This window comes from Solirubrum puertoriconensis, from assembly GCF_001483135.1.
Taxonomy (GTDB): domain Bacteria; phylum Bacteroidota; class Bacteroidia; order Cytophagales; family Hymenobacteraceae; genus Solirubrum; species Solirubrum puertoriconensis.
This window is the reverse complement of record NZ_LNAL01000002.1, coordinates 67339-89311: the sequence shown is the minus strand read 5'-3', so window position 1 is coordinate 89311 and position 21973 is coordinate 67339. Positions and strand designations below refer to the sequence as shown.

General features: G+C 61.1%; 11 protein-coding genes and 1 rRNA gene. 3 read left to right on the top strand and 9 right to left on the bottom strand.

The genetic code is table 11. The features are described from left to right. Window positions 1–147: 147 nt before the first annotated feature. A 5S ribosomal RNA gene (rrf, locus tag ASU33_RS00370) occupies window positions 148–259 on the top strand. Between the two features lie 256 nt (window positions 260–515). On the opposite strand, the gene ASU33_RS20890 is transcribed toward rrf, so the two are convergent. Both ASU33_RS20890 and ASU33_RS00365 read right to left on the bottom strand, forming a co-directional pair. Then, window positions 516–1478, bottom strand: coding sequence for an NAD(P)/FAD-dependent oxidoreductase (locus tag ASU33_RS20890; protein ID WP_078062746.1), 963 nt, complete (start codon window positions 1476–1478; stop codon window positions 516–518). Window positions 1479–1636: 158 nt separating this feature from the next. Then, the gene (locus ASU33_RS00365) at window positions 1637–4384 is read right to left on the bottom strand and encodes a 4-alpha-glucanotransferase (RefSeq protein ID WP_078062745.1); all 2748 of its coding nucleotides are present in this window, start codon (window positions 4382–4384) and stop codon (window positions 1637–1639) included. A 261-nt stretch (window positions 4385–4645) separates the two neighbouring features. Here ASU33_RS00365 and ASU33_RS00360 point away from each other — a divergent pair, with 261 nt between their 5' ends. Both ASU33_RS00360 and tamL read left to right on the top strand, forming a co-directional pair. After that, window positions 4646–9892, top strand: a complete 5247-nt coding sequence (locus ASU33_RS00360) for a translocation/assembly module TamB domain-containing protein (protein ID WP_059067012.1) — start codon at window positions 4646–4648, stop codon at window positions 9890–9892. A 9-nt stretch (window positions 9893–9901) separates the two neighbouring features. Next, window positions 9902–12226: a translocation and assembly module lipoprotein TamL gene (tamL, locus tag ASU33_RS00355; protein WP_059067011.1), complete on the top strand. Its 2325-nt coding sequence runs from the start codon at window positions 9902–9904 to the stop codon at window positions 12224–12226. Between the two features lie 72 nt (window positions 12227–12298). Here tamL and ASU33_RS00350 read toward each other — a convergent pair whose 3' ends face one another. The 7 genes from ASU33_RS00350 to metH form a co-directional block, all read right to left on the bottom strand. Beyond that, window positions 12299–13423 carry a serine hydrolase domain-containing protein gene (locus ASU33_RS00350; RefSeq protein WP_059067009.1) on the bottom strand — a complete coding sequence of 375 codons (1125 nt, stop codon included), beginning with the start codon at window positions 13421–13423 and terminating at the stop codon, window positions 12299–12301. A 119-nt stretch (window positions 13424–13542) separates the two neighbouring features. Beyond that, window positions 13543–15072, bottom strand: a complete 1530-nt coding sequence (locus ASU33_RS00345) for an N-acetylmuramoyl-L-alanine amidase (protein WP_078062744.1) — start codon at window positions 15070–15072, stop codon at window positions 13543–13545. Window positions 15073–15137: 65 nt separating this feature from the next. After that, entirely contained in the window at window positions 15138–15707 is a 570-nt protein-coding gene (locus ASU33_RS00340) for a hypothetical protein (RefSeq protein ID WP_059067005.1), read from the bottom strand. A 51-nt stretch (window positions 15708–15758) separates the two neighbouring features. Next, window positions 15759–16340, bottom strand: a complete 582-nt coding sequence (locus ASU33_RS00335; protein WP_078062743.1) for an energy transducer TonB — start codon at window positions 16338–16340, stop codon at window positions 15759–15761. Window positions 16341–16521: 181 nt separating this feature from the next. Beyond that, window positions 16522–17013 carry a tetratricopeptide repeat protein gene (locus tag ASU33_RS00330; RefSeq protein WP_059067001.1) on the bottom strand — a complete coding sequence of 164 codons (492 nt, stop codon included), beginning with the start codon at window positions 17011–17013 and terminating at the stop codon, window positions 16522–16524. Between the two features lie 180 nt (window positions 17014–17193). Further along, window positions 17194–18150: a methylenetetrahydrofolate reductase [NAD(P)H] gene (metF, locus tag ASU33_RS00325; RefSeq protein WP_059067000.1), complete on the bottom strand. Its 957-nt coding sequence runs from the start codon at window positions 18148–18150 to the stop codon at window positions 17194–17196. A 55-nt stretch (window positions 18151–18205) separates the two neighbouring features. Beyond that, a complete protein-coding gene (gene metH / locus ASU33_RS00320; protein ID WP_059066998.1) occupies window positions 18206–21943 on the bottom strand; it encodes a methionine synthase in 3738 nt (1245 codons plus the stop codon). Window positions 21944–21973 lie beyond the last annotated feature (30 nt).

Below are 21973 nucleotides of genomic sequence, written 5' to 3'. Positions count from 1 at the left end.
GTCTTAAGCCGGAGACGGCCAGCCGAGCGGTACTAATGAACCGAACGCTTCCGAATACCGCCTCGTAATTTTTCCGCTGCGTTTGCTGGCCGTGCGTCACAAGCCCACGGCGCCCGCCGCTTCACCAGCCGGGATGTCCGCTACGACAATGGTGGCTTTAGCCCGGGTGTTCACCTCTTCCCATTCCGAACAGAGCCGTTAAGCCCCGGAGCGCCCATGGTACTGCCTTCGCCGGCGGGAGAGTCGGTCGCCGCCAACCTTGTCCCTTGCCCGAGGCCCCCCGCGGGTTCCTGCCCTCCAGGAACCGCCGCGGCGGGGCCTCGGCTGTTTGTACCGCCCCACCGCCCCCGCCCCGGGGCACCAAGCGGGGGCAGCGCGTTCGGGCCCGAGCTACTGGTGCCTGATTAGGCAAGGAGGAGTACATTGGAGTCGATGTCAATTTGACAACGCGCGGGCTCTACAGGTTGCGGAGCGTTGAGAAAGTAAGTTCTTAAACTTCTCTCCAATAAATACACTCAGGCGCATTCCTCCCGAGTTAATTGCTCGTTGCAGCTGATGCCAGCCTGTACTCCTTCTGCTGCTGCTACTACAGCTTGTTGCGCTGCTGGTGTTGTATCCCCGGCCGCGTACACGCCAGGTACTGACGTCTGGATGCGTTTATCTACTCGGATGCCACCGCTGCGTGCTAATCGGTAACATCCTAGTTGCTCAGCTAAATCGGTGCGCTGCTGTTGTTCAGGGTGTAGGAATAGTGCTGCACGCTCGAGGGTAGTGCCATCAGCAAACTCGATAGAGTGCAGCTCGCCATTGTTGCGTCCTACCAAGCGCGCAATTTGCTGCTCGTATACGGGAATGCCGTGTCGCTTTAAACGCTGGCGTGAGTGGTCTGCAAGTCCTGCTGTGCCATCGGTGCACACAACCACATCTTTCGACCACCGGCTTATTAACAAGGCGAAGCCTGCCACTGATTTACCTCGGCCATACACGGCAAGAGGTTTGTCGGAAACTTCGTAGCCGTGGCAATAGGGGCAGTGTAGTACGCCTACGCCCCACAACTCCCGCATACCGTCAATGGGCGGAAGTACGTCCATTACTCCGGTTGCAAGAATTACCTTGCGCGATGTAACGCAACCCCCGGTATCGAGGGTAATGCGGAACGTGCCTGTTGCTTCGTCGCGTTCTGCCTGCATGACGCAGCTCTCACGCAACTCAACGCTAGGGTATGCGGAAAGCTGCTCTCGCCCTTGTTGGAGTAGTTCCTGAGGCTTTATACCGTCTCTGGAAAGAAAGTTATGAACCGCAGGCGATGGCGCATTTCGGGTTTTGCCTCCATCGCAGAGTAGAACCCGCCGCCGACAGCGACCTAGTACAAGGGCTGCACTTAAGCCAGCGCAACCTGCTCCAATTACGACGACATCGTAATCGGTGGGCGGAATATGGGTAGGACGTCGGAACGGGCGTCGGGCAGAAGCGGGCATAGCAAATGTCTAAAGACTCAGCACCGACATACTTCCGTTACCTAGGTATGGGTTACGGACGAGCCTACTTGGCCGCCTGTTTATGAAGGCTGAATAAAACAGAAGAGGGCACCCGGCTGTTGGGGTGCCCTCTTCTGTTTTATAGAGTTTCTAGTGCGTTAGAACGCCTCGTCGCGCCCGCTTTGTCGTACCAATTCGTGTACTTGCTGATTGAACTCTTTGGCCTGTACTAAATTCTCCAACGGAATGTGGAAACGATATTTCCAGAAGTGTTCGGGGTTAGCCGGTACGTTGATTTGCTCGTCGAGCGGATTCTGGCGGCGCAAGCCAGCGTCAAGTGCAACGAAATCTTGCAGGGGCAGAATAGCCCACATTGCTGGCGAACCTAGGTGTTGCACCACCATTTCGTGTGCTACCCACGGCTCGCAGTAGAAAGGAGCGCGTTGGCCGTAATGGCCTAAGATGCTCTCAAAGAAGCGCTGGGTACGCTCCTGGTCTTCTTCCCACCAGCCCCGAATGGTGCTCATGTCGTGGCACGAGGGTGATACCACTGACAAGTAAGCAGCATCATTGGGATGCGAGAACTCGATGCCGGTAGCGGCAGGCATGCGCTGAATGTTTAGCCCCAACATCCCCAATTGGCGCATCACGCCGGGTACCGAAGCTGGCACCATCCCTAGGTCCTCGCCGCAGATAAGCATGTTAGTGGCATAACGTACGGGGGGGAGCTTCACCAAGCCCTGCTCTCGCCAGAAGTTCTCGTGGCGACGGTAAAAGAAGTCGATGTAGAGCTCGTGCATCCGATGGCGCGTGGCATCGTCGAGGTCGCGGAACGTGCGCGATTTGTCGACGGTGATGCGCGGGTGCCACAACTCGCCGTTAGTACCGTCGGCTTCCACAAATAGTACTTCTGTGAGCAAGCGGTACAGGCCAGTGCGAATAAACAGCAGGTGTTCGCGCTGCTCAGCCGAAGCGGTGGCTAGCTTCGGCTCAAACGCAGCCTCAACCTTGCGCTGGGTGTTTACAGATTCTTTCAGGCGGAAAGTACCGTGGCCGGCATCCTCCAAAAACTCTTCGCGTACGGCGTTAGCCGCTTGGCCGAATAGATCTTCCAGGATGTGCCAGCGAACGTAGGGCTGCGTAAAGCGGTCATAATCCCACCATCCGAGCCGGTCGCGAATCTCGTCGCGGTGAAGGGGCAGAGCGGGGGAGAAGTGACCTAGGAGGCCTTCAACTGCGTGGTTGGGGATTTCCCAAATGCGGAAGAAGCCTAAGATGTGGTCGATGCGCAGGGCGTCGAAGTAGCGGCTCAGATGACCTAGGCGCTGACGCCACCACGCGTACCCATCCTCGGCCATCTTGGCCCAGTTGTACGTAGGAAAGCGCCAGTTTTGGCCCGTTACGGAGAAATCGTCGGGCGGAGCGCCGGCTTGCTGGTCGAGGTGGTAGAGCTCCGGCTGCGTCCAGGCTTCTACCGAGTGGCGGTAAATGCCAATGGGCAAGTCGCCCTTGAGGGTTACACCCTTGGAGCGAGCGTAATCGACGGCAGCGCGAAGCTGCTTATCGAGGTGATACTGGGTAAACAGGTGCAAGCCGAACTCGTCGAACTCGGGGTGCTCGGGCTGCAGTAGCTGCTCGAGCAGATTGCCGGGCTGCTGAAACTCGGCGGGCCACTGGCGGAAATCGACCGTCTTGAACCGGTCGCGCAAGCCCGAGAAAACGGCGTACGGCGCCAGCCACGTTTTCTGCTCGGCAAAAAACTGCTGGAACTCCGCATCGGCCAAGAACGCAGCTTTCTCCTGTTGGTAGAGCAGTTTCACGAAGCGCCATTTGGCCTGCGTAACAGGTTCGTAGTCGACAAACTCGCGCTGGTTGAGCTCTTCGCGCAGGCGGTTAAGCTCCTCGCGATGGGTGCTGTCTTGCAGCTCGGCAATTTCATCGAGGCGCAGGTATTGCGGGTGCAGGGCAAATACCGAAATGGCCGCATACGGATACGAGTCAACCCAGGTGTGCGTGGCCGTGGTATCGTTGATGGGCAGCACCTGCACCAGCTTCATACCGGTTTCGTGAGCCCAATCAACCAGCAGCTTCAAATCAGAAAACTCGCCTACGCCTAGGCCCTGCTTACTGCGCAGCGAAAACACGGGCAGAGCTACACCGGCGCCGCGCCAAGGGCCTTGCGGGTAGCGGAAGTTTTCGTCGTGGCGCCAGCGGAGTACGTCGCGGCCGTGCACGGGCGGCAACACGCGGTCGGGGCCGGTTTCGAGGGCTACAACCTCTTTGCTCTCCGGATTCCAGATAGCGTACTTATACAGCACAGGCTTGTCGGAGGCTACGAGAGCTACGTCGGCCGACCACAAAGGATAGCCAGCATCCGACAGCACTACGGCCTTGCGAGCATCCCAAGCACCCAGGGCCTCATCGGAACCTAGGATGCATAGGCAATGCTCGGGCGATACGCGCGGGGCGGCCAGGGTAAAGCGCACGGCCGAATCGGCGATACGCGCTTTTGCCTTGCCGGTGCCGCAGGGCGACTGCGCCGGGCGCCGGAAAATGGCTTGCGTGAAAGCGTTGGTGAGTAGTTCGTTTTCGGCCAGCAGCGGGGCACGCCAAAACTCATCGAGCACCACGCGGTTGTAGGGCTCGTTGCCGATGGCCACTACGCGGTCGGGGCCCCACTCCCAATGGGTAGCGTTGTTAGGCTCGTCGATGAGCAGGTACTTGTAACGAAGCTCGGTAGTGCCGGCGGGCACTTCGAGTTCCTTTTCCCAATAACCGGTAGCCGGATCGTAATCGAGGCGCAGGGCTTGCTCGGGGCGCCAGTCGCCCAGCGTTGACCCGGTGCCGCGCACTTCAATACGCTGCCCCCATTGTGTGAAGTAGGGAAGACGAAAACGAACGCGCATAAAAACGAAAAAAAGTACGCAACAAAAGTAGCGGTAAGTAGGCGCTTGGCCGCATACTTACCACAGCAAGACGGTGATAAATAAACACGGGCTGCCACCTAAGTCAACAATGGCTACAGAAGCCTACTCGGCAGAACTGCCAAACCAGCGTACGCAGCATCCGTACGTGCTTAAACAAAGAGCCCGTGTAACATTCCCGGGCGATTGTGCGTCCGAAGGGACATTCCCGCCTAGGTGCGGGACGCTAACGCTACTGCTCGCTTGGCTACTCCTACGCCTCCTCCTTCCGATACTACGCCGGCTGCTTCGCCGGCGCCTCGCCCGCACACGCGCGGCCCTTGGGGCTGGCTGTGGCGCGGGCTTCTGGGTTTGTTGCTGCTGATTGTATTGTTGGTAGTAGGGCTGATCGTAGCCCTGCAGTTTCCGGCCGCGCAAAACTTTGCTGCCCGCAAAGCCGCCGATTACCTCCAGAACAAGATTGGCACGGAGGTGCGCATCGGCAAGTTTCGCACCGATTGGCGCCACGCCCTTTCGCTCGACGGCGTGTACCTCGAAGACCAAAAGGGCGACACCCTATTGTCGGTGGGGCACCTAGGAGTCGATATTGATTTGTGGGCCCTGACCAAGTCGCAGATCAACGTTAGCTCGGTGGAGCTGACCGACGGCACCGTGCACATTGCGCGCACCGAGCCCGATTCTACGTTCAACTTCGATTACATACTGGCGGCGTTTGCCACCGGCGACACCACCACAACCACCCCGGCCGATTCGACGGGTGGGTTCAAGTACGATATCGGCGAGGCGCACCTGGCCAACATTTACCTCACGTACCGCGACGAGGTGGACGGCATGAACGTGCGTACCCGCGTAGGCGACCTGGCCGTGGCCATGAACGAAGTGGACGTTGACCGCAGCATCTACCGCATCGGCACGGCCAGCCTAAAAAACACGGGCATCAACATCACCCAAACCAAAGTACCGCCCGATACGCCTGCCGAGCCGCTTACGCTGACCCTAGGTTTGGAGCGCGCCGCCCTCGACAATGTATCCCTAAACTACCGCAACGACCCTTCGCGGCAGTACATCCGCACGCGCATTGGGCAAGCCGCCGTTACGGCCGATAACATCGACCTGGTTCGGCAGCGCATTGCCCTGAATACCCTTACGCTGCGCAACTCGGAGGTGGCCTACGCCCAAAACGAGAACGTGCCCGTGGAGCAGCGCGTGGTAAACCCCGCCGAGGTGGTGGAGAAGGTTGATTCGGCGGTGGCGCAAACCACAGGTGCGGCCACCAGTTGGCGCGTTTCGCTGCGCCAGTCCGATATCAGCGGCGTGCGGTTTGCCTTCGACAACGTGGATGAAGCCCGGCAGCGTACCCGCCTGCCCGCTATGGACTACAACCACTTGCTGTTCGACAGCCTGGCGCTGCGCACCCGCAACCTGGTGTATACCAACAACCGCACTACCGGCCGCATCGATTTGTTGCGCGGCCGCGAGCAGAGCGGTTTTCGAGTTGATCGGGCGCAGGCCGACGTGGTGTACGACTCGGTGCAAATCCGGCTTGACAACCTCGACCTCGTTACGCCGCACACCCGCATCCGCCGCACCTTGGCCATCGGGTTCGACTCGCTGGGAGCCTTGGCCGATACCCGCACCCTAGGTAAAACGCGTCTGGAGGCCAACCTGCAGAACACCCGCCTCGGCTTCCGCGACATTCTGTACTTGGCCCCCGACCTTATTACCGAAAAGCCTTTCACGAGCGGCCCCAATCAATCGGTGCTGATCAGCGGGCAGGTAAACGGCCGCCTCGACAACTTCGCCCTGAACAACCTCGAGTTGGTGGGCCTGCGCAACACCATTGTGCGCGCTTCGGGGCGCATTAGGGGGCTGCCCAATACCGACGGCCGCCTCTACACCGACCTGAACATTCGGCAGCTGACCACTACACGGCGCGACATCAACGATATTCTGCCCGCGGGCATCATCCCCGAGGATGTAATTGCGTTGCCCGAGCGCGCCACGCTCAGCGGCACCGTGCGCGGCCGCCCCACTGCCAACGACCTTGCCCTGAACTTGCGCGCCAACACCTCGTATGGCGGCGCAGCCATCGTGGCCAACCTGCGGCCCGGCCCAACGGGCCAGGAGCCCGTCGATGCCCGCTTCACCCTCAACAACTTCGACCTAGGGCGCTTGCTGAAGCAACCCGACCTAGGCCCCATCACCGGTAGCGGCACCTACAAGGGCGTGGGCTTCGAGCCAACTACCATGCGCGGGCAATTGGTGGCCAACCTGCAGCAGGCACGCTACGGCAACTACACCTACCGCAACGTGGCCGCCAACGTGGGTATTCGGGGGCAGCAGTACGACATTGATGCGCGCAGCACCGGCGACGCCAACGCAGCCTTCGCCATCAAGGCCACCGTTGATTTGCGCAATCCCGATGCCCCGCGCTACAGCTTCAGTGGCAACCTGCAAAGCTTGAACCTAACGGCCCTAGGATTTTACTCGGGTGGCAACCTGAGCGTGCGCGGCGACCTAAACAGCAGCCTTTCGGGCGCCGACCTGAATACCCTGAACGGCACGCTGCAAGGCAACAACGTGGTCATCAGCCTGAATAATCAGGTTATTCCCATAGACTCGATTAATGCCCGCATTTTGCAGCAGCCGGGCCGCGCTGAGGTCGATTTTGCCTCTAACTTGGTTACGGCTACGTTGCGCGGCAACACGCGCCTAGGTGATATTGCTACCGAGCTGCAGCGCCACATCGATCGGTACTTCGATCTGCCGGATGTGCAGTACCGCGCCTCCTCGGTGGCGCGCAACTTCACGTTTGATGTGCGCGTGCCGCAAAGCGGAGCGCGGCTGCTGCCCAAGTTCGTAACGGGCCTCACGCGCATCTCGCCCTTCGGCATTTCGGGCTCGTACGACAGCCGCGCGGCCAATCTGGCCGTGCGCTCCGACATTCGACGGATGCGTTACCAAGGCGTGGTATTCGACTCGCTGAAGCTGCGCGTAGGCTCCGATCCGCAGAAACTCGATTACAGCGTAGTGCTCGACCAAATTCGGCAGGACACCACCCTGAAAGTGCCCAACCCGAGCCTGACGGGCAGTATAGCCAACAACCAAATAGGTACGCGCCTGCGCATTGCCGAAAGCGACTCGGCCGAGCGTCTGAACCTGGCTGGTGTGTTGCAAGTGCTGGGTGGCGGGCGCACCTACCAGTTCAGCTTCGAGCCCAAGCTAGCCCTCGATGGACGGCAGTGGGATGCCGCGCCGGGCAACTACCTGCGCTACACGCCCGCTACCGGCAACATCGAAGCCCAGAATGTGCGCCTAACTTACAACGGCCGCGCCGAGCGCTTTTTGGCGCTGCAAACGCTGCCCGGCGCCCGCAACCCCTTGCAGGTGCAAATCGGCAACTTCGACCTAAACGCCCTAGGGCACGCCGCCGGCTTGCAGGATTCGCTGATTGGCGGCACCCTCAACGGACAGGCTGTGGCCTTTAACCTAGGGCGCACGGGCCAGGCCTTCACGGCCGACCTGAACCTGGCCGGCCTGGCATACAACAAGTACCTGCTGGGCGACCTGCGCGCCCAAGCCGTAAATAACACCGCCAACCGCTACGACCTGACCGCCCAGTTGGTAAGCCCCGATGGCAACGACGTGCGCCTGAACGGCTACTACGTGGCCAACGGTACCATCAACGTGGTAGCCGACCTGGCGCGACTGAACTTGCGCACGGTGGAGCCCTTTGCGGCCGGGCAAATTCAGCAGAGCACGGGCGCGCTTACGGGCCGCTTTACCGTAACGGGCACTACCGCTGCTCCGCAGTTGCGTGGCGCAGCGCGCTTCCAAGAGGCCGGCTTTACGCTCACGCAGCTGGGCGCGCCCTTCCGGCTGCCCTCCGACGAGCTGGTGCTGAACGAGCGCGGGCTGCGCTTCGACAACTTTGCGATTCTTGACTCGGTAGGCAACCGCGCCGTGGTGAATGGCTACATCGAGCCGGCGCGCGATTTGGCCATGGTGGGCCAGTACCGCTTGGCGCTAGACGTGGTCACCGACGACTTCTTGGCCATTCAGAGCACCCGGCGCGACAACCCGCTGTACTACGGCAAGCTGCTCGTTGATTCGGACACGCGCGTGACCGGCAACTTGTACCGACCGGTGGTGCGCACCCACGCCACCGTGGTAGAGGGCTCCGACCTAAGCGTGGTAGTGCCCACCGACGAGCCCGTGGCCGTGGAGCGCGAAGGCATTGTGGTATTCGTGGATAAAGACGCGCCCAAGCCCAATGCCGACTCGCTGTTGCTGGCTACTGCCGACGACGTGGACAGCGCGGCCGTGGCTACTGGCTACGACGTGCGCGCCAACATCACCATCAACGACAACACGCCCTTCACCATCGTAATCGACGAGGCCGCTGGCGACAACCTACGCGTGCGGGCTGCCGGCACGCTCAACGCGGTGCTCGATGAGCGCGGCGCCCAAACCCTCACGGGCCGCCTCGATGTAACGCAGGGCCAGTACCAACTCTCCCTTTACGACCTAGCCGAGCGCAAATTTGATATTGCGCCGGGCAGCTACATTGTGTGGAGCGGCGACCCATTTAATGCGCAGCTTAGCGTAGCTGCCATTTACCGCGTGCGCGCCGTGGCCGCCGACCTTATTGCCAACCAAATTGAGGGCGACCAAACCCTTACCAACCTCTCGCGCAACCGACTGCCCTTCGAGGTATACCTCAACGTAACGGAGCAGCTGCTAAAGCCGCAGATTGGTTTTGATATTCGGTTGCCCGAAACCGAGAGCAGCCCCGTGGCTGGCGCCGTGCGGGCCAAGCTGGAGCAATTGCGCCAGCCCAGCCAAACCAACGAGATGAACAAGCAGGTGTTTGCTCTGCTGGCTCTCAACCGCTTTATCGCCGATAACCCCTTCCGCAGCACGGCGGGCCCAGGCTCGTTTGTTGAGAATCAATTGCGCGGTTCGGCCAGCCAAGTGCTTACCGATCAGCTCAACAACCTCACGGGCGAGTACCTGGCGGGCCTAGGTCTAGAGCTGGGCGTGAACTCGTACAGCGCCGTGGGCGCCACCGGCGAGGAGCGCAGCCGCACCGACCTGAACGTGGCCGTACGCCGCCAGCTGCTCAACGACCGCCTCACGGTGCGCCTAGGTACCGATGTGCCCTTGGCCGGCGGTAGCAGCGGCACCCAGGCCACGGGTGGTGCCAGCGCCGCCAGCCAGTTTGCCGGCGACGTAAGCATCGAGTACAACATTTTGCCCGATGGTCGCCTGCGCCTGCGCGCCTTCCGCAACAACGCCTACGAGGATATCGACGGCCAATTTGTGCGCACGGGCACCTCACTCATTTTCCAGCGCGATTACAACTCGTTGCAGGAGCTTTTTGCAGGCACTCCCGAGCAGGTAAAGCAGCAAGTAAAAGCCGACCGCCGGGCCCGCAAGGAGGAGAAGGCCGCCCAGCAGGACACGCTTAAAAACAACGCTCTGAACTAACCACCGCCGATGTCAGCAACGCAACCCCACGCCACGGAAACGCCGACGCCGGTAGTAGCCTTTGCGCGCACGGCCGGGCTGGCCGTAGCTCTGCTGCTGGCCAGCTGCAGCGGCACCAAGTTTATTCCCGAAAACGACAAGCTGTATACCGGCAGCTCCGTCAGCATCAAATCCAATTACCCCATCCCGAACGAATCGGCCCTGACGACGGAGCTCGAAACCGTTATTTCGCCTAAGCCCAATGCCTCCATCCTGGGGTTGCGGCCCAAGCTGTATTTCTGGCACATGGGCGAGGGCAAAAGCAAGGGCCTAGGTAAGTGGCTGGCCGATAAGTACGGGGAGGCTCCGGTGTTGCTCAGCCAAGTTGATACCCAGCGCGTGAAGGGGCTAATGATTAACCGCCTCTACAACAACGGCTACTTTGCCGGGCCCGAGGTGCAAAGCCTCATCAAGGCCAAAGGTCGCACCGCCACCGTCGACTACGTGGCGCGGGTGCAGCGGCCCTACACCATCAAGGAAATCCATTTTCCGGAACGCGACACGCTCATCGACCGCGACATCCGGAAAACGCAAGCGGGCACGCTGCTGAAGGCCGGCGACCCTTACAACCTGAACACGCTCATCAACGAGCGCACCCGCATCGACAACGAGCTGAAGCAGCAGGGGTATTACTATTTCGCGCCCGACTACCTGTTGTTCGAGGTCGATAGCACGCAGCACAACCAAGCCAACGTGTTCATCCGCGTGAAGGGCAACATCCCGCGGCGCGCCGACCACCCGTACATCCTCAATCGCATTACGCTCAACACCAAGTACGGCCTCACCGATACCACCGAAACCATCAAGCCAATTATGTATCGGGGCTACCGCTACGTGCCCGATGAAAAGGTGTTCAAGGCCAAGGCCATTACCAACGCGGTGTTTCTGTACCCCGATTCGCTGTACCGCCGCCGCCGCCATGATCAGACCCTGAGCCGCCTGATGAGCCTCGGTACGTTCAAGTTCGTCGATATTCAGTTTCGGCCGGCGCGGCAAAAGCCCGATTCGGCGGGTTATGGCTTCCTGAATTCGTCGGTGCGCATGACGCAGCTCAAGAAAAAGTCGCTGCGGGCCGAGTTTCAGCTGGTATCGAAAACGAACGGCTTTACGGGGCCGGGCTTTACGGCGCAGTTTCGCAACCGCTCGGCCCTGCGCGGAGCCGAGCAGCTGATTGTAAACCTGGTGGGCACGTTTGAGCGGCGGCAGGGCGTAGGCAGCAACTCCGACGGCAACAGCCAAGGGTTTGGGGCCAACTCCATCGAGGTAGGCATCAACGGTCAGCTGCTGGTACCTAGGCTGATTACCCCGCCGTTCAACATTCGTCTTGTCAACTCCGACTTTCAGCCGCGCACCATTTTTGGGGCGGGCTACCGCTACGTAGAGCGACGCCAGTTTTTTCAGGTTGATTACCTGAACCTGAACTACGGTTACAGCTGGAAAACCAAGATTACCAACGAGCAGGAACTGCGGCCAATTGACTTGCAATATGCGCGGCTGGCCAAAACCACCGAAGAATTCGATGATTTGCGACGCCGGCGCCCGTTCCTGGATAACAGCTTCCGGCAGCAGTTTATCCCGGCTTCGTCGTACCGCTACACCTACAACAACCAGGTGTACGAGCAGCGGCGCAACCAATCGTACTTCAGCGGGCAAGTGGAGGTGGCCGGCAACTTGGCCAGCCTGGTCAGCAAGCTGTCGGGTACCGAGGGCAAGATATTCGGGCAGGAGTACTCGCAGTACAGCCGTTTCGACCTCGAGTTCCGCAACTATTACCGCGTAGCGCAGGACCCGCGCAGCGGCAACCGCGTTGCCACCCGCGTGCTGGTAGGCTTGGGGCTGCCCTACGGCAACTCCACGGTGCTGCCCTACCTGAAGCAATACGGCATTGGCGGCCCCAACAGCGTGCGGGCGTTTGCACCGCGCCAAATTGGCCCCGGTCGCTACGAGCCCACCGACAGCCTGCAGCGCAGTACCAGTTTCTACGACCAGGTGGGCGACATCCGCCTCGAGGCCAACGCCGAGTACCGGCAGGATTTGTTTCCGTTCGTGAAAGGCGCCTTGTTTGTTGATGCCGGCAACGTGTGGCTCGTAAACGACGACCCCACGCGCCCCGGCGGGCAGTTTGCCCTGAATTCGTTCTTTAAAGAACTGGCTGTGGGTGCCGGCGCCGGTCTGCGCGTCGATGTGCAGTTCCTTGTTATCCGCCTCGATTACGCCGTGCCGCTGCGGGTGCCTTACGGTGGCAGCGGCGGCAACGCCGGCCGCCTCAACTTGGCTATTGGTTACCCGTTCTAGCCTGGGTACCTAGGGCCTCTAAACCAACAACGGGGGCGCGCTGCCACTGGCAGCGCGCCCCCATTGCGTTTGCTACTTGTAGTTCTCGGGCCGCTCCTGCTTCAGGCCCGCTACGTAGTAGTAGGCTACGGCTTTGGCCAGGTACGGCGGAAAGCCCGTGCGAGCGTTGGTAAGCACGATAACCGTGAGCGGCTGGGGCTGATCAACAAAGCGAATTACGTCGCCGAGGGTGGGGCCGCCGCTGTGGCCCACAATGCGGTGGCCTTGGTAGGTTTCGGTGGTCCAACCCAGGCCAAAACCGGTTGGCTTCTGATTGCGCAGCTTAGCCGGCGCCCACAAAGCCGCCATGGTGGCTGGCCGCAGCACGGTGCCGCGGTCGAGGCCTAGAGCCCAGTTGGCCATGTCCTGCACCGAGGAGTAAATGCCGCCCGCGGCGTAGTACCAGGCCGGGTACAACATATCGTTGATGCGGTACGCCCGCTCGGCCTCCGACCACGAGTACACCTGCGAAGCCTGCGGTACCACATCGAGCTTGCGGAACAAGCCCTCGTTGGTGGCGTTGCTGAACCGGGTCGCCGTCATGCCCAACGGAGCCAGCACCCGCTGCTGCAAAGCTTGGGCAAAGGTTTGGCCCGTTACGCGCTCCAAAATGGCTTGCAGCAGGCCGTAGTCGGAGCTGACATAGAACTCCTTGGAGCCGGGTTCGTAGTCGAGCGGGAGCTTGGCGGCCTGGCGCCGGGCGTGGTTGTAGTCGCGGGTGGTTTCGAGCGGCACCAGCTTTATACCCGATTGGTGAGCCGCCAACTCGCGCACCGTTACGCTCTGCCAAGCTTCGGGTATGGAGTCGAGGTACGTGCCAATGCGCTCCTCTAGCTTCAGCTTGCCTTCTTGCACCAGCACACCCAAGAGTGTAGCGGTAAGCGGCTTGGTAACCGAGGCTATCTGAAAAGCGGTTTGGGGCGTAACGGCTGCCTGCCACTGCAGGTTGGCCATGCCGTAGGTTTGCATTTTCACCACTTTGCCGCCTTGCACCACGGCCACTGCGGCGCCCGGTATGTGGTGCCGCTGCATGGCGCGCTGCATAAACCGGTCAACCGAGTCGGGCTTGGCTTTGGCAGCCGCGGTTACGTGGCCACCTAAGGTGAGCAGTAACAAAAGCAGCCAGCAGCTGCAGAGGTAATAGCCGGAATAAAGCATAGCAGAGGGGTTGATTAAGTGAGACGCTGCAATAGTACGAATGTGTTCGTATTTTTTACGAATTGTTTCGTACTTACGGTGCTCACATAATCATGTGGGTGGCTGCTATGCTTGTGCTACTATTCGTGGGCCAAGGCCGGCTGTTTGCGCCACCAGCCCCTAGGTCCTTTGGCTCGGGCATCCTTCAGGAACTGCTCGAGGCCGGCCGCAATGCGCTCCGCTACCTGCTGCTGAAACTCCGAATTAATTAGGCGCTGCTCGTCGTCGGGGTTCGAAACGAAGGCGGTTTCGACCAAGGCGTTCGGAAACTCAGTCGGCCCGTTCAGCCCAAAGTTGAAGGAGCCCACGTTGCCCCACGGCGCTAGGCCGGTTTTCAGCAGTTCCTGGTAAATGGCCTGCGAAAGCGGCCGAAAACCCACGTAGCGGTAAAAAGTGGCGGTGCCTTTGGTGTCCTTGGAGCCTGAGGAGTTGATGTGCACGCTCACGAGCAGGTGGGGCATAGCGCGGCGTAGGCGCACAATGCGGGCACCGTTATCCACGCTTACGTCGGCCTCGCGCGTCATCAACACGGTGGCGCCTTTTTGCTCCAGCCCCTGGCGTAGGCGTTGGGCAATGGCTAAGGTTAGGTCCTTCTCCTTGGCTCCGGTGGCACCTACTGCGCCTTGGTTGTCGCCGCCGTGGCCGGCATCAACGGCTACGGTAAGGCCGCGCAGCTCCAGCTTAGCCGGCGGGCGCCGCACCCGGGTGGTGAGCGTGTTGCCTTGGTAGCCAACGGCGTAGCCCCAGCTTTGCGCGTGCTTCAAATCGATAACAATGCGGAACACATCGGGCTGCGGCTGCTCGTAGTACACGTTTTCAATTTCCTGCAGCCCGGCGCGCTGGGTTATCCAGTTGGTATTGGAGGTGGCCCCAAACACATCAATTACCAACCGCGAAGGTTCGAGCAGCAGTTGCGAGCGGTAGGGCAGGCGCTCCTGCAGGCTCACGCGCACGTAGTCGTACTGGGCATCGCCGCTCACGCTCCACGAGCCCGTAAGCGACTGCGGCACCAAGCCGCCGGGCGGCAGCAGCGTAGCCACCTCCAGGGGTACCCACGCCGCTTGGTTTTCGGCGAGGCGCACGCGGTACTGCCCTCCAACGCGCCCGGTTACGTGCAGCAGCACCAACGAATCTAGGTAACCGATTTTGGCACCGCCCAAGCGGTCCTCTCCCAAGCCGTAGTTGAGGTATGCCAAGGCGCCGCGGGTACGGGCGAGCTGCGGCACGTTGGGGTCGAGCACGCGTACGGTGGTGGTGGTCAGGAGCGAATCGCGGCGGCCATCGGGCAGCTGCGCGTACAGCTTAATGCGGCGGCTGTTGAGCGTGTCGCCGGGGCGCACTACGTAGCTTACTTGGTACACACCCTGTTGGCCGTTGGCGAGGCTGGGGTGCAGCTCGGGCAGCTGCAAGCCCCACGAGGTGCGTACCTGCGCGCCGGACTGGGCTTTGGCGCGCAGCTGCAGCCGGTCGCCGGGTTGCAGCCACTGCTCTTGGGCAGGCACTACTTCGGCCCGCTCGAGCAGGCGCGCCTGGTTTTGGGCCGCGCCTAGGTATGGTAATCCTATCAGCAGCAAAAGAGGTACGAGGCAGCGGGCAAGCAAACGTAGCATGGGAGGTAAGCTAAAAGAAAAGCCCCGCAGCGTGCGGGGCTTCAATCAATACGGCTGGCGGCAAATTACCGCGCATTGACGGGCTTGTCGCGCACGGCCTCGCGCAGGTCTTTTATGTCGCGGCCGGCTTCGAGGGCCGTAAACTCGGTTTGTAAGGTCTTGATGCGAAACTCCTGGCGAGCGGGCAAATCGAGGCGCAGGGAGCGGTACCGGTCGTTGAGCTGGCGGAACACGGCCGTGGCGTAGTCCCAATCGCGCTGCGTCCAGTCGCGGCGCTTGTCGCGGGTTTGGCGCAGCAGCTGCGTGTAGGCCGGTTCAAGCTCCTGCACCGAGAGCTGCTCGATGCTGGCGTAGCTTCCGAGCAGCTCCTGCGTAAACTGGTTAGCGGCGGCATCGTCGAGCGGCTGGCGGCTACGCGATTTTGATACCGAGTCGAAGCGGGCAGCGCGGTTACCAGCCCGCTTCAGGGCATCGCCGGCTTTGTCGGCCAGGGTATCAAGTTTGCGGGCGCTGTCCTTCACGATGTCTTGCCGTTCGCGCGGCGTAGTATCGCAGGCAGCCATCAGTAGGGCCACGCCGGCAAGCAGGGCGGTACGGCCAAAGCCGAAAAAGGCGGGGGCGGCAGAGGGTTTCATGGCCGAAGTTTACGCAAACTCTGCCATGCAGGATGCTGCCGCCCCGACGCGCTATTTCTGGGCTTGGGTTATCCGAAATGTGAAAGGCAACTCGTACTCCACTGGTACGGCGCGGCCGTCCTTGCGGCCCGGTATCCACTCGTGCGGAATGGAGCGGGCTACGCGCAGGGCTTCTTCGTCGCAGCCCGAGCCGATGCCCGTGAGCACCTGGTAGTTGCTGGCCGTACCTAGGGTATCGATAACAAAACGCACCACCACACGGCCCTGCACGTTTTTACTGCGGGCCTGCTCGGGGTATTGCAGCTGGCGCATGTACGTCGAGAGGGCACCGTCGCCGCCTATGTACAGCGGGGGCCGCTCGAGGTACCCGCTCTGCCAGCTGCCCGCTACCTCGTGCCGGTAAGGGTGCTCGTCGGGCTTGCGGAAGTACAGCAATCGTTTGCGGTCGTAGTCGTAGCGCTGCACCAGCACCTTGCGTCCGCTACCCGTTAAGGCGTAGTAAGTCCACTCGCCTACTTTCCGGCCCTTTTCAACACGGCCGCTGTCGAGGTCGGTTTGGCGCACGCGGCCTTGGGCTTGCACAGCAGCCGAGGCACAACACAATAAAATAATGGGGAGTAAGCGTGTTACCATAGACGGCGGGGATGGCCAAAGCAGGATGTGTTAAGTCCTATTTTGGGTTGTTGAAGTCTGTTCTTAGAAAAAGCCTGTTATCTGCCGAATTGCTGCTATAAACAGATTCGCAGATGTTGAAATTACACTTTTTCTGTTCAAGTCAAGCTTCTGTAATCCCGGAATGGTACACTAAATCCGTTTACGATGGATCGTCGAGTCGGTCCTGCAAATCATGCAGTTGCGCCTGCAAACCCGGAAAATTGGGGCACAGCGCGCTCAGGCGGCGCAGGGTGCGCAAGGCGCCGCGGTCGTCGCCTACCATGCGCTGAATGGTAGCCTTGCCCGATAAAGCACCAAAGTGCCGTGGCTCCCGCTCCAGGGTTTGGGCTACGTCTTCAAGCGAGGCTTTGTACTCGCCGCGAAGGTAATGGGCCGTGGCGCGCTTGTTCCAGCCTTCCGAAAATTCGGGGCGCTTCTCCACCAGCCACGTAAAATCATCAATGGCCTTGGTGTAGTCGCCGGCAGACATGGCGCGCATGCCTTCCTCAAGGCGCTTGTTTAAAACCTGATCGTCGGTTTCAAGCCACAATTGCCAGATACCCTGCTGCAGGGCCTCGATTTCGAGCGGGGCCGTAGCCGTGCGCAAGCGCGTAAAAAGCTCATCGAGTTGTTGCTGACGGTCGGCTGACATAAGCGGCAAACGGGTGGCTCGGCTTATAACGCAAATCGAAAGGCTTTGGTCGTGTTGGGGTACCCAAACCTGTTTAGCTGCCCTAGGTAATGGTGGCGCTACGCGGCTAAAAGCAGCCCCGGCCTGCTGCAAGCGCAAACCGGGGCAAGCCAGCAGTGGGTAACTCAGAAGTTAATGCGGCTAGAACAACTCAGCCGCCACGCGCCGTACGGCCTCGGCGCGGCCCATGCTGTAGTAGTGCAGACAAGGCACGCCTGCGGCCATCAGCTCGCGGCTTTGCTGGATGCACCAATCAATGCCTACCTCGCGGGCGGCGGCATCGTCGCGGCACTGTGCTACGGCTTCTGCCAGTTCCTCAGGCAAGTTCAGATAAAACGTGCGCGGCAGAATGGTAAGCTGCTTTTTGGAAGTAAGCGGCTTAAGGCCCGGAATGATGGGCACCGTGATGCCTGCCTGCCGGCACTTCTCCACGAAGTCGAAATATTTCTGATTGTCGAAGAACATCTGCGTCACTATGTACTCGGCTCCGCAGTCGATTTTTTGCTTCAGGTAACGCAAATCGGTGCTCAAGTTGGGCGCTTCGAAATGCTTTTCGGGGTAGCCCGCCGTGCCGATGCAGAAGTGCGTGGCAGCCGTGTCGCTCTGTTCTTCGTCGAGGTAACGGCCGTTGTTCATGGCCGATACTTGGCCGATCAGGTCGCAGGCGTAGGCGTGACCGTCGGGGTGGGCCACAAAGCCGGGCTCCGACTTAATCGGGTCGCCGCGCAGGGCCAGTACGTTATCGATACCTAGGAAATGAAGGTCGATGAGGGCGTTTTCGGTTTCCTCGCGCGAGAAGCCGCCGCAAATCAGGTGCGGCACCGTGTCCACATCGAAACGGTTTTTGATGGCGGCGCAAATGCCTACCGTACCGGGGCGTTTGCGGGTGGTAATCTTCTCGAGCAGGCCGGCCGCGCGTTGGCGGTACACGTACTCCTCGCGGTGGTACGTCACGTCGATAAACGGCGGCTTAAACTCCAGCAGCGGCTCGATGTTCGAGAACAGCGTCTGGATGTTTTCGCCCTTACGCGGCGGCAGCACCTCGAAGGAGAAGAGCGTTTTGCCGTCGGCTTGGGCTAAGTGGTCGGTAACTTTCATAGTTGGTGGAAAGCAGGGCGTAGCGCGCCCCCGAAGGTAAGGAGCAGCAAGCCGGCTAGTTAGCAGCGGCTACCGGTTCAGCAGCGGTGGGTTCGTAGTTCAAATTCGGCGACAACCAGCGCTCCAGATCCGCGAACGGCATGCCCTTGCGGCGGGCCAGGTCCTCCACTTGGTCTTTGCCAATCCGACCTAGGCCGAAGTAGCGCGCATCGGGGTGGGCGTAGTAGAAACCACTCACCGAAGCCGTGGGATACATGGCCAGGTTTTCGGTAAGCGAAATGCCCGTATCGTTGTTGCCGAGCAGCTGAAACAAGGTAATCTTCTCGGTATGGTCGGGGCAGCCGGGGTAGCCGGGCGCCGGACGAATACCGCGGTATTCTTCCTTGATCAGGTCTTCGTTGGAGAAGTGCTCCTGCGGCGCGTAGCCCCACAGCTCGCGGCGCACGCGCTCGTGCAGGCGTTCCGCCATGGCTTCAGCCAAGCGGTCGGCCAGGGCCTTGGCCAAAATAGCCGAGTAGTCGTCGTGCTGCGCTTCGAACTCGGCCACTAGCTCGTCGAGTCCGATGCCGGCCGTTACGGCAAAGCCGCCTAGGTAATCGGCGCGGCCGGAGTCTTTGGGAGCCAGGAAATCGGAGAAAGCGAAGTAGGGCAGGCCGGGTGCTTTCAGGCTTTGCTGACGCAGCGTGTAGGTTTCGGCCAACACTTGTTCACGCGTTGTGTCGTCGGCATAAATCTCAATGGTGTCCGAGTCGACGGTGTTGGCCGGCCAGAAGCCCACCGTGGCGCGGGCCGTGAGCAGCTTCTCGTCGATGATACGTTGGAGTAGCACCTGGGCATCGGCAAACAGCTTGCGGGCTGCTTCGCCGTAGGTGGCGTCGTCGAGGATGCGCGGGTAGCGGCCTTTCAGCTCCCAAGCATGGAAAAAGGGTGTCCAGTCGATGTAGTCGAGCAACTCCGTCAGCGGGTAATCGTCGAACACCTGCGCCCCCAAAAAGCTGGGTTTGGTGATGTCGGCGGCCGCCCAATCGGCCTGAAACTTTTGCCGGCGGGCTTCTTCAATGGTCACGTAGTCCTTGTTGCGCTGGCGGCCGGCGTGGTCGTCGCGCAGTTGCAGGTACTCCTGGGCTACGTCGTTGGCGTAGGCATCGCGCCCTAAGCCCAGCAGCTGCGAGGCTACCGGCACGGCACGCGAGGCGTCGTTTACGTGAATTACCGGGCCATTGTAGGCCGGGGCAATGCGCACGGCGGTGTGCAGGCGCGAGGTGGTAGCGCCGCCAATGAGCAGGGGTACGCGCAGGCCGCGCTTTTCCATGCCTTGCGCCACGTACACCATCTCGTCGAGCGAGGGCGTAATCAGGCCGCTGAGGCCCACAATGTCGGCCTGCAGGCGCTGGGCTTCGTCGATGATCTTTTCCAGCGGCACCATCACGCCTAGGTCAATCACCTCGTAGTTGTTGCAAGCCAGCACCACGCCCACAATGTTTTTGCCGATGTCGTGCACGTCGCCCTTCACGGTGGCCAGCAACACTTTGCCGGCCGTTTGGCGGCCTATACCGTCGGCAGCGGCGGCGTCGCGCTCGGCCTGCATGTAGGGCTCTAGCCAAGCCACCGCGCGCTTCATCACGCGGGCCGACTTTACTACCTGCGGCAAGAACATTTTGCCCGCGCCGAACAGGTCGCCTACCACCGTCATGCCGGCCATCAGCGGGCCTTCGATAACGGCTAGCGGCCGCTGCAGCTGTTTTAGGGCTTCTTCGGTATCGGCCTCGATGTGGTCGGTAATGCCTTTTACCAAAGCGTGCTCAAGGCGCTTCTCCACCGGCCAGCCGCGCCACTCTTCGGCCTCGGCTACCTTGGCGGCGGCGCTGCCCTTGGTTTGGCTGAGCTTGTCGGCCAGCTGCACCAGACGCTCGGTGGCGTCGTCGCGGCGGTCGAACAACACGTCTTCCACGGCCTCGAGCAGGTCCTTGGGCACTTCGTCGTACACGGCCAGCTGGCTGGGGTTCACGATGCCCATATCCAAGCCGGCCTTGATGGCGTGGTACAAGAACGCGGCATGGATGGCTTCGCGCACGGGGTCGTTGCCGCGGAAAGCAAACGACACGTTGCTGACGCCGCCGCTGGTGAGGGCGCCGGGCAGGTGCTGCTTAATCCAGCGCACCGCCTCGATAAAGTCGATGGCGTAGCGGCGGTGCTCTTCGATGCCCGTACCTACGGTGAGGATGTTCGGGTCGAAAATGATGTCTTCGGGCGGGAAACCTACCTCCTCGGTGAGGATGCGGTAAGCGCGCTGGCAGATATCGATGCGGCGCTGGAAGTTGTCGGCCTGGCCCTGCTCGTCGAAAGCCATTACGATAACCGCCGCACCGTAGGCGCGCACCAGGCGGGCGTGGTGCTTAAACACCTCTTTGCCCTCTTTCAGCGAAATGGAGTTGACGATGCTCTTGCCCTGCGTGCACTTCAGGCCGGCTTCCAGCACCTCCCACTTCGAGGAGTCGATCATGATGGGCAGGCGCGCCACATCGGGCTCCGAGGCCAGCAGGTTCAGGAAGTTGGTCATGGCCTCCACCGAGTCGAGTAGGCCTTCGTCCATGTTCACGTCGAGCACCTGCGCGCCGCCTTCTACCTGGGCACGGGCTACGGCTACGGCATCATCAAACTGGCCCGAGCGAATCAGGCGGGCAAAGGCGCGCGAACCCGTTACGTTGCACCGCTCGCCTACGTTCACGAACAGGCTTTCGGGATGGATGTTCAGTGGCTCCAGACCGCTCAGGCGCGTGGCGCGGGGGCGTACCGGCAACTGGCGCGGGGGGTAACGGTCGACGAGCTTAGCGGCCTCGGCAATGTGTTGGGGCGTGGTGCCGCAGCAGCCGCCCACCACGTTCACGAGGCCTTCCTGCAGGTACTCCTCCAGTACGGCCGCAAATTCCTGCGCCGATTCGTCGTAGCCCCCGAAGGCGTTGGGCAGGCCGGCGTTGGGATAAGCCGATACGTAGCAGTCGGCCAAACGGCTCAGCTCCTGCAGGTACACTTTCAGCTGCTTGGCACCTAGGGCGCAGTTCAGGCCGATGCTCAGGATGGGCAGGTGGCGCATGGAGTTCCAGAACGCCTCCACCGTTTGGCCCGACAAGGTGCGGCCCGAAGCATCGGTGATGGTGCCCGAAATCATGATGGGCACCACGCGGCCGCCTTCGTCGAAGAAGCGTTGGGCGGCAAACAGGGCGGCTTTGGCGTTCAGCGTGTCGAAAATGGTCTCGATCAAAAGCGCGTCCACGCCGCCGTCAACCAAACCTTTAATCTGCTCGAGGTAGGCCGTGGCCAGCTCATCGAAGGTGATGGCGCGGAAGCCCGGGCGGTTTACGTCGGGCGAAAGCGAGGCCGTGCGGTTGGTGGGGCCAATGGCACCGGCCACGAAGCGCGGGCGCTCGGGCGTGCTGTACTCGTCGGCGGCCGAACGGGCCAGCCGGGCAGCCTCAAAGTTCAGCTCGTACACAATGTGCTCGAGGGCGTAATCGGCCTGCGCGATGGTAGTGCCCGAAAACGTGTTGGTTTCAACCAGGTCGGCGCCCGCGGCGAAGTACTCGGCATGCACGCCGCGCACCACGTCGGGGCGCGTCAGACACAGCAAGTCGTTGTTGCCGCGCAAGGGCTTGGGGTGGTCCCGAAACCGCTCGCCCCGAAAGTCGTCTTCGGTGAGCTGGTGGCGCTGCAGCATGGTACCCATGGCGCCATCGAGCACGATGACACGGCGGGCAAGCAGCTCGGCGAGCGGGGAGGCGGGAACAGTAGGCATATGGTCTTTCCGGATTAGCGGTGGATGCTG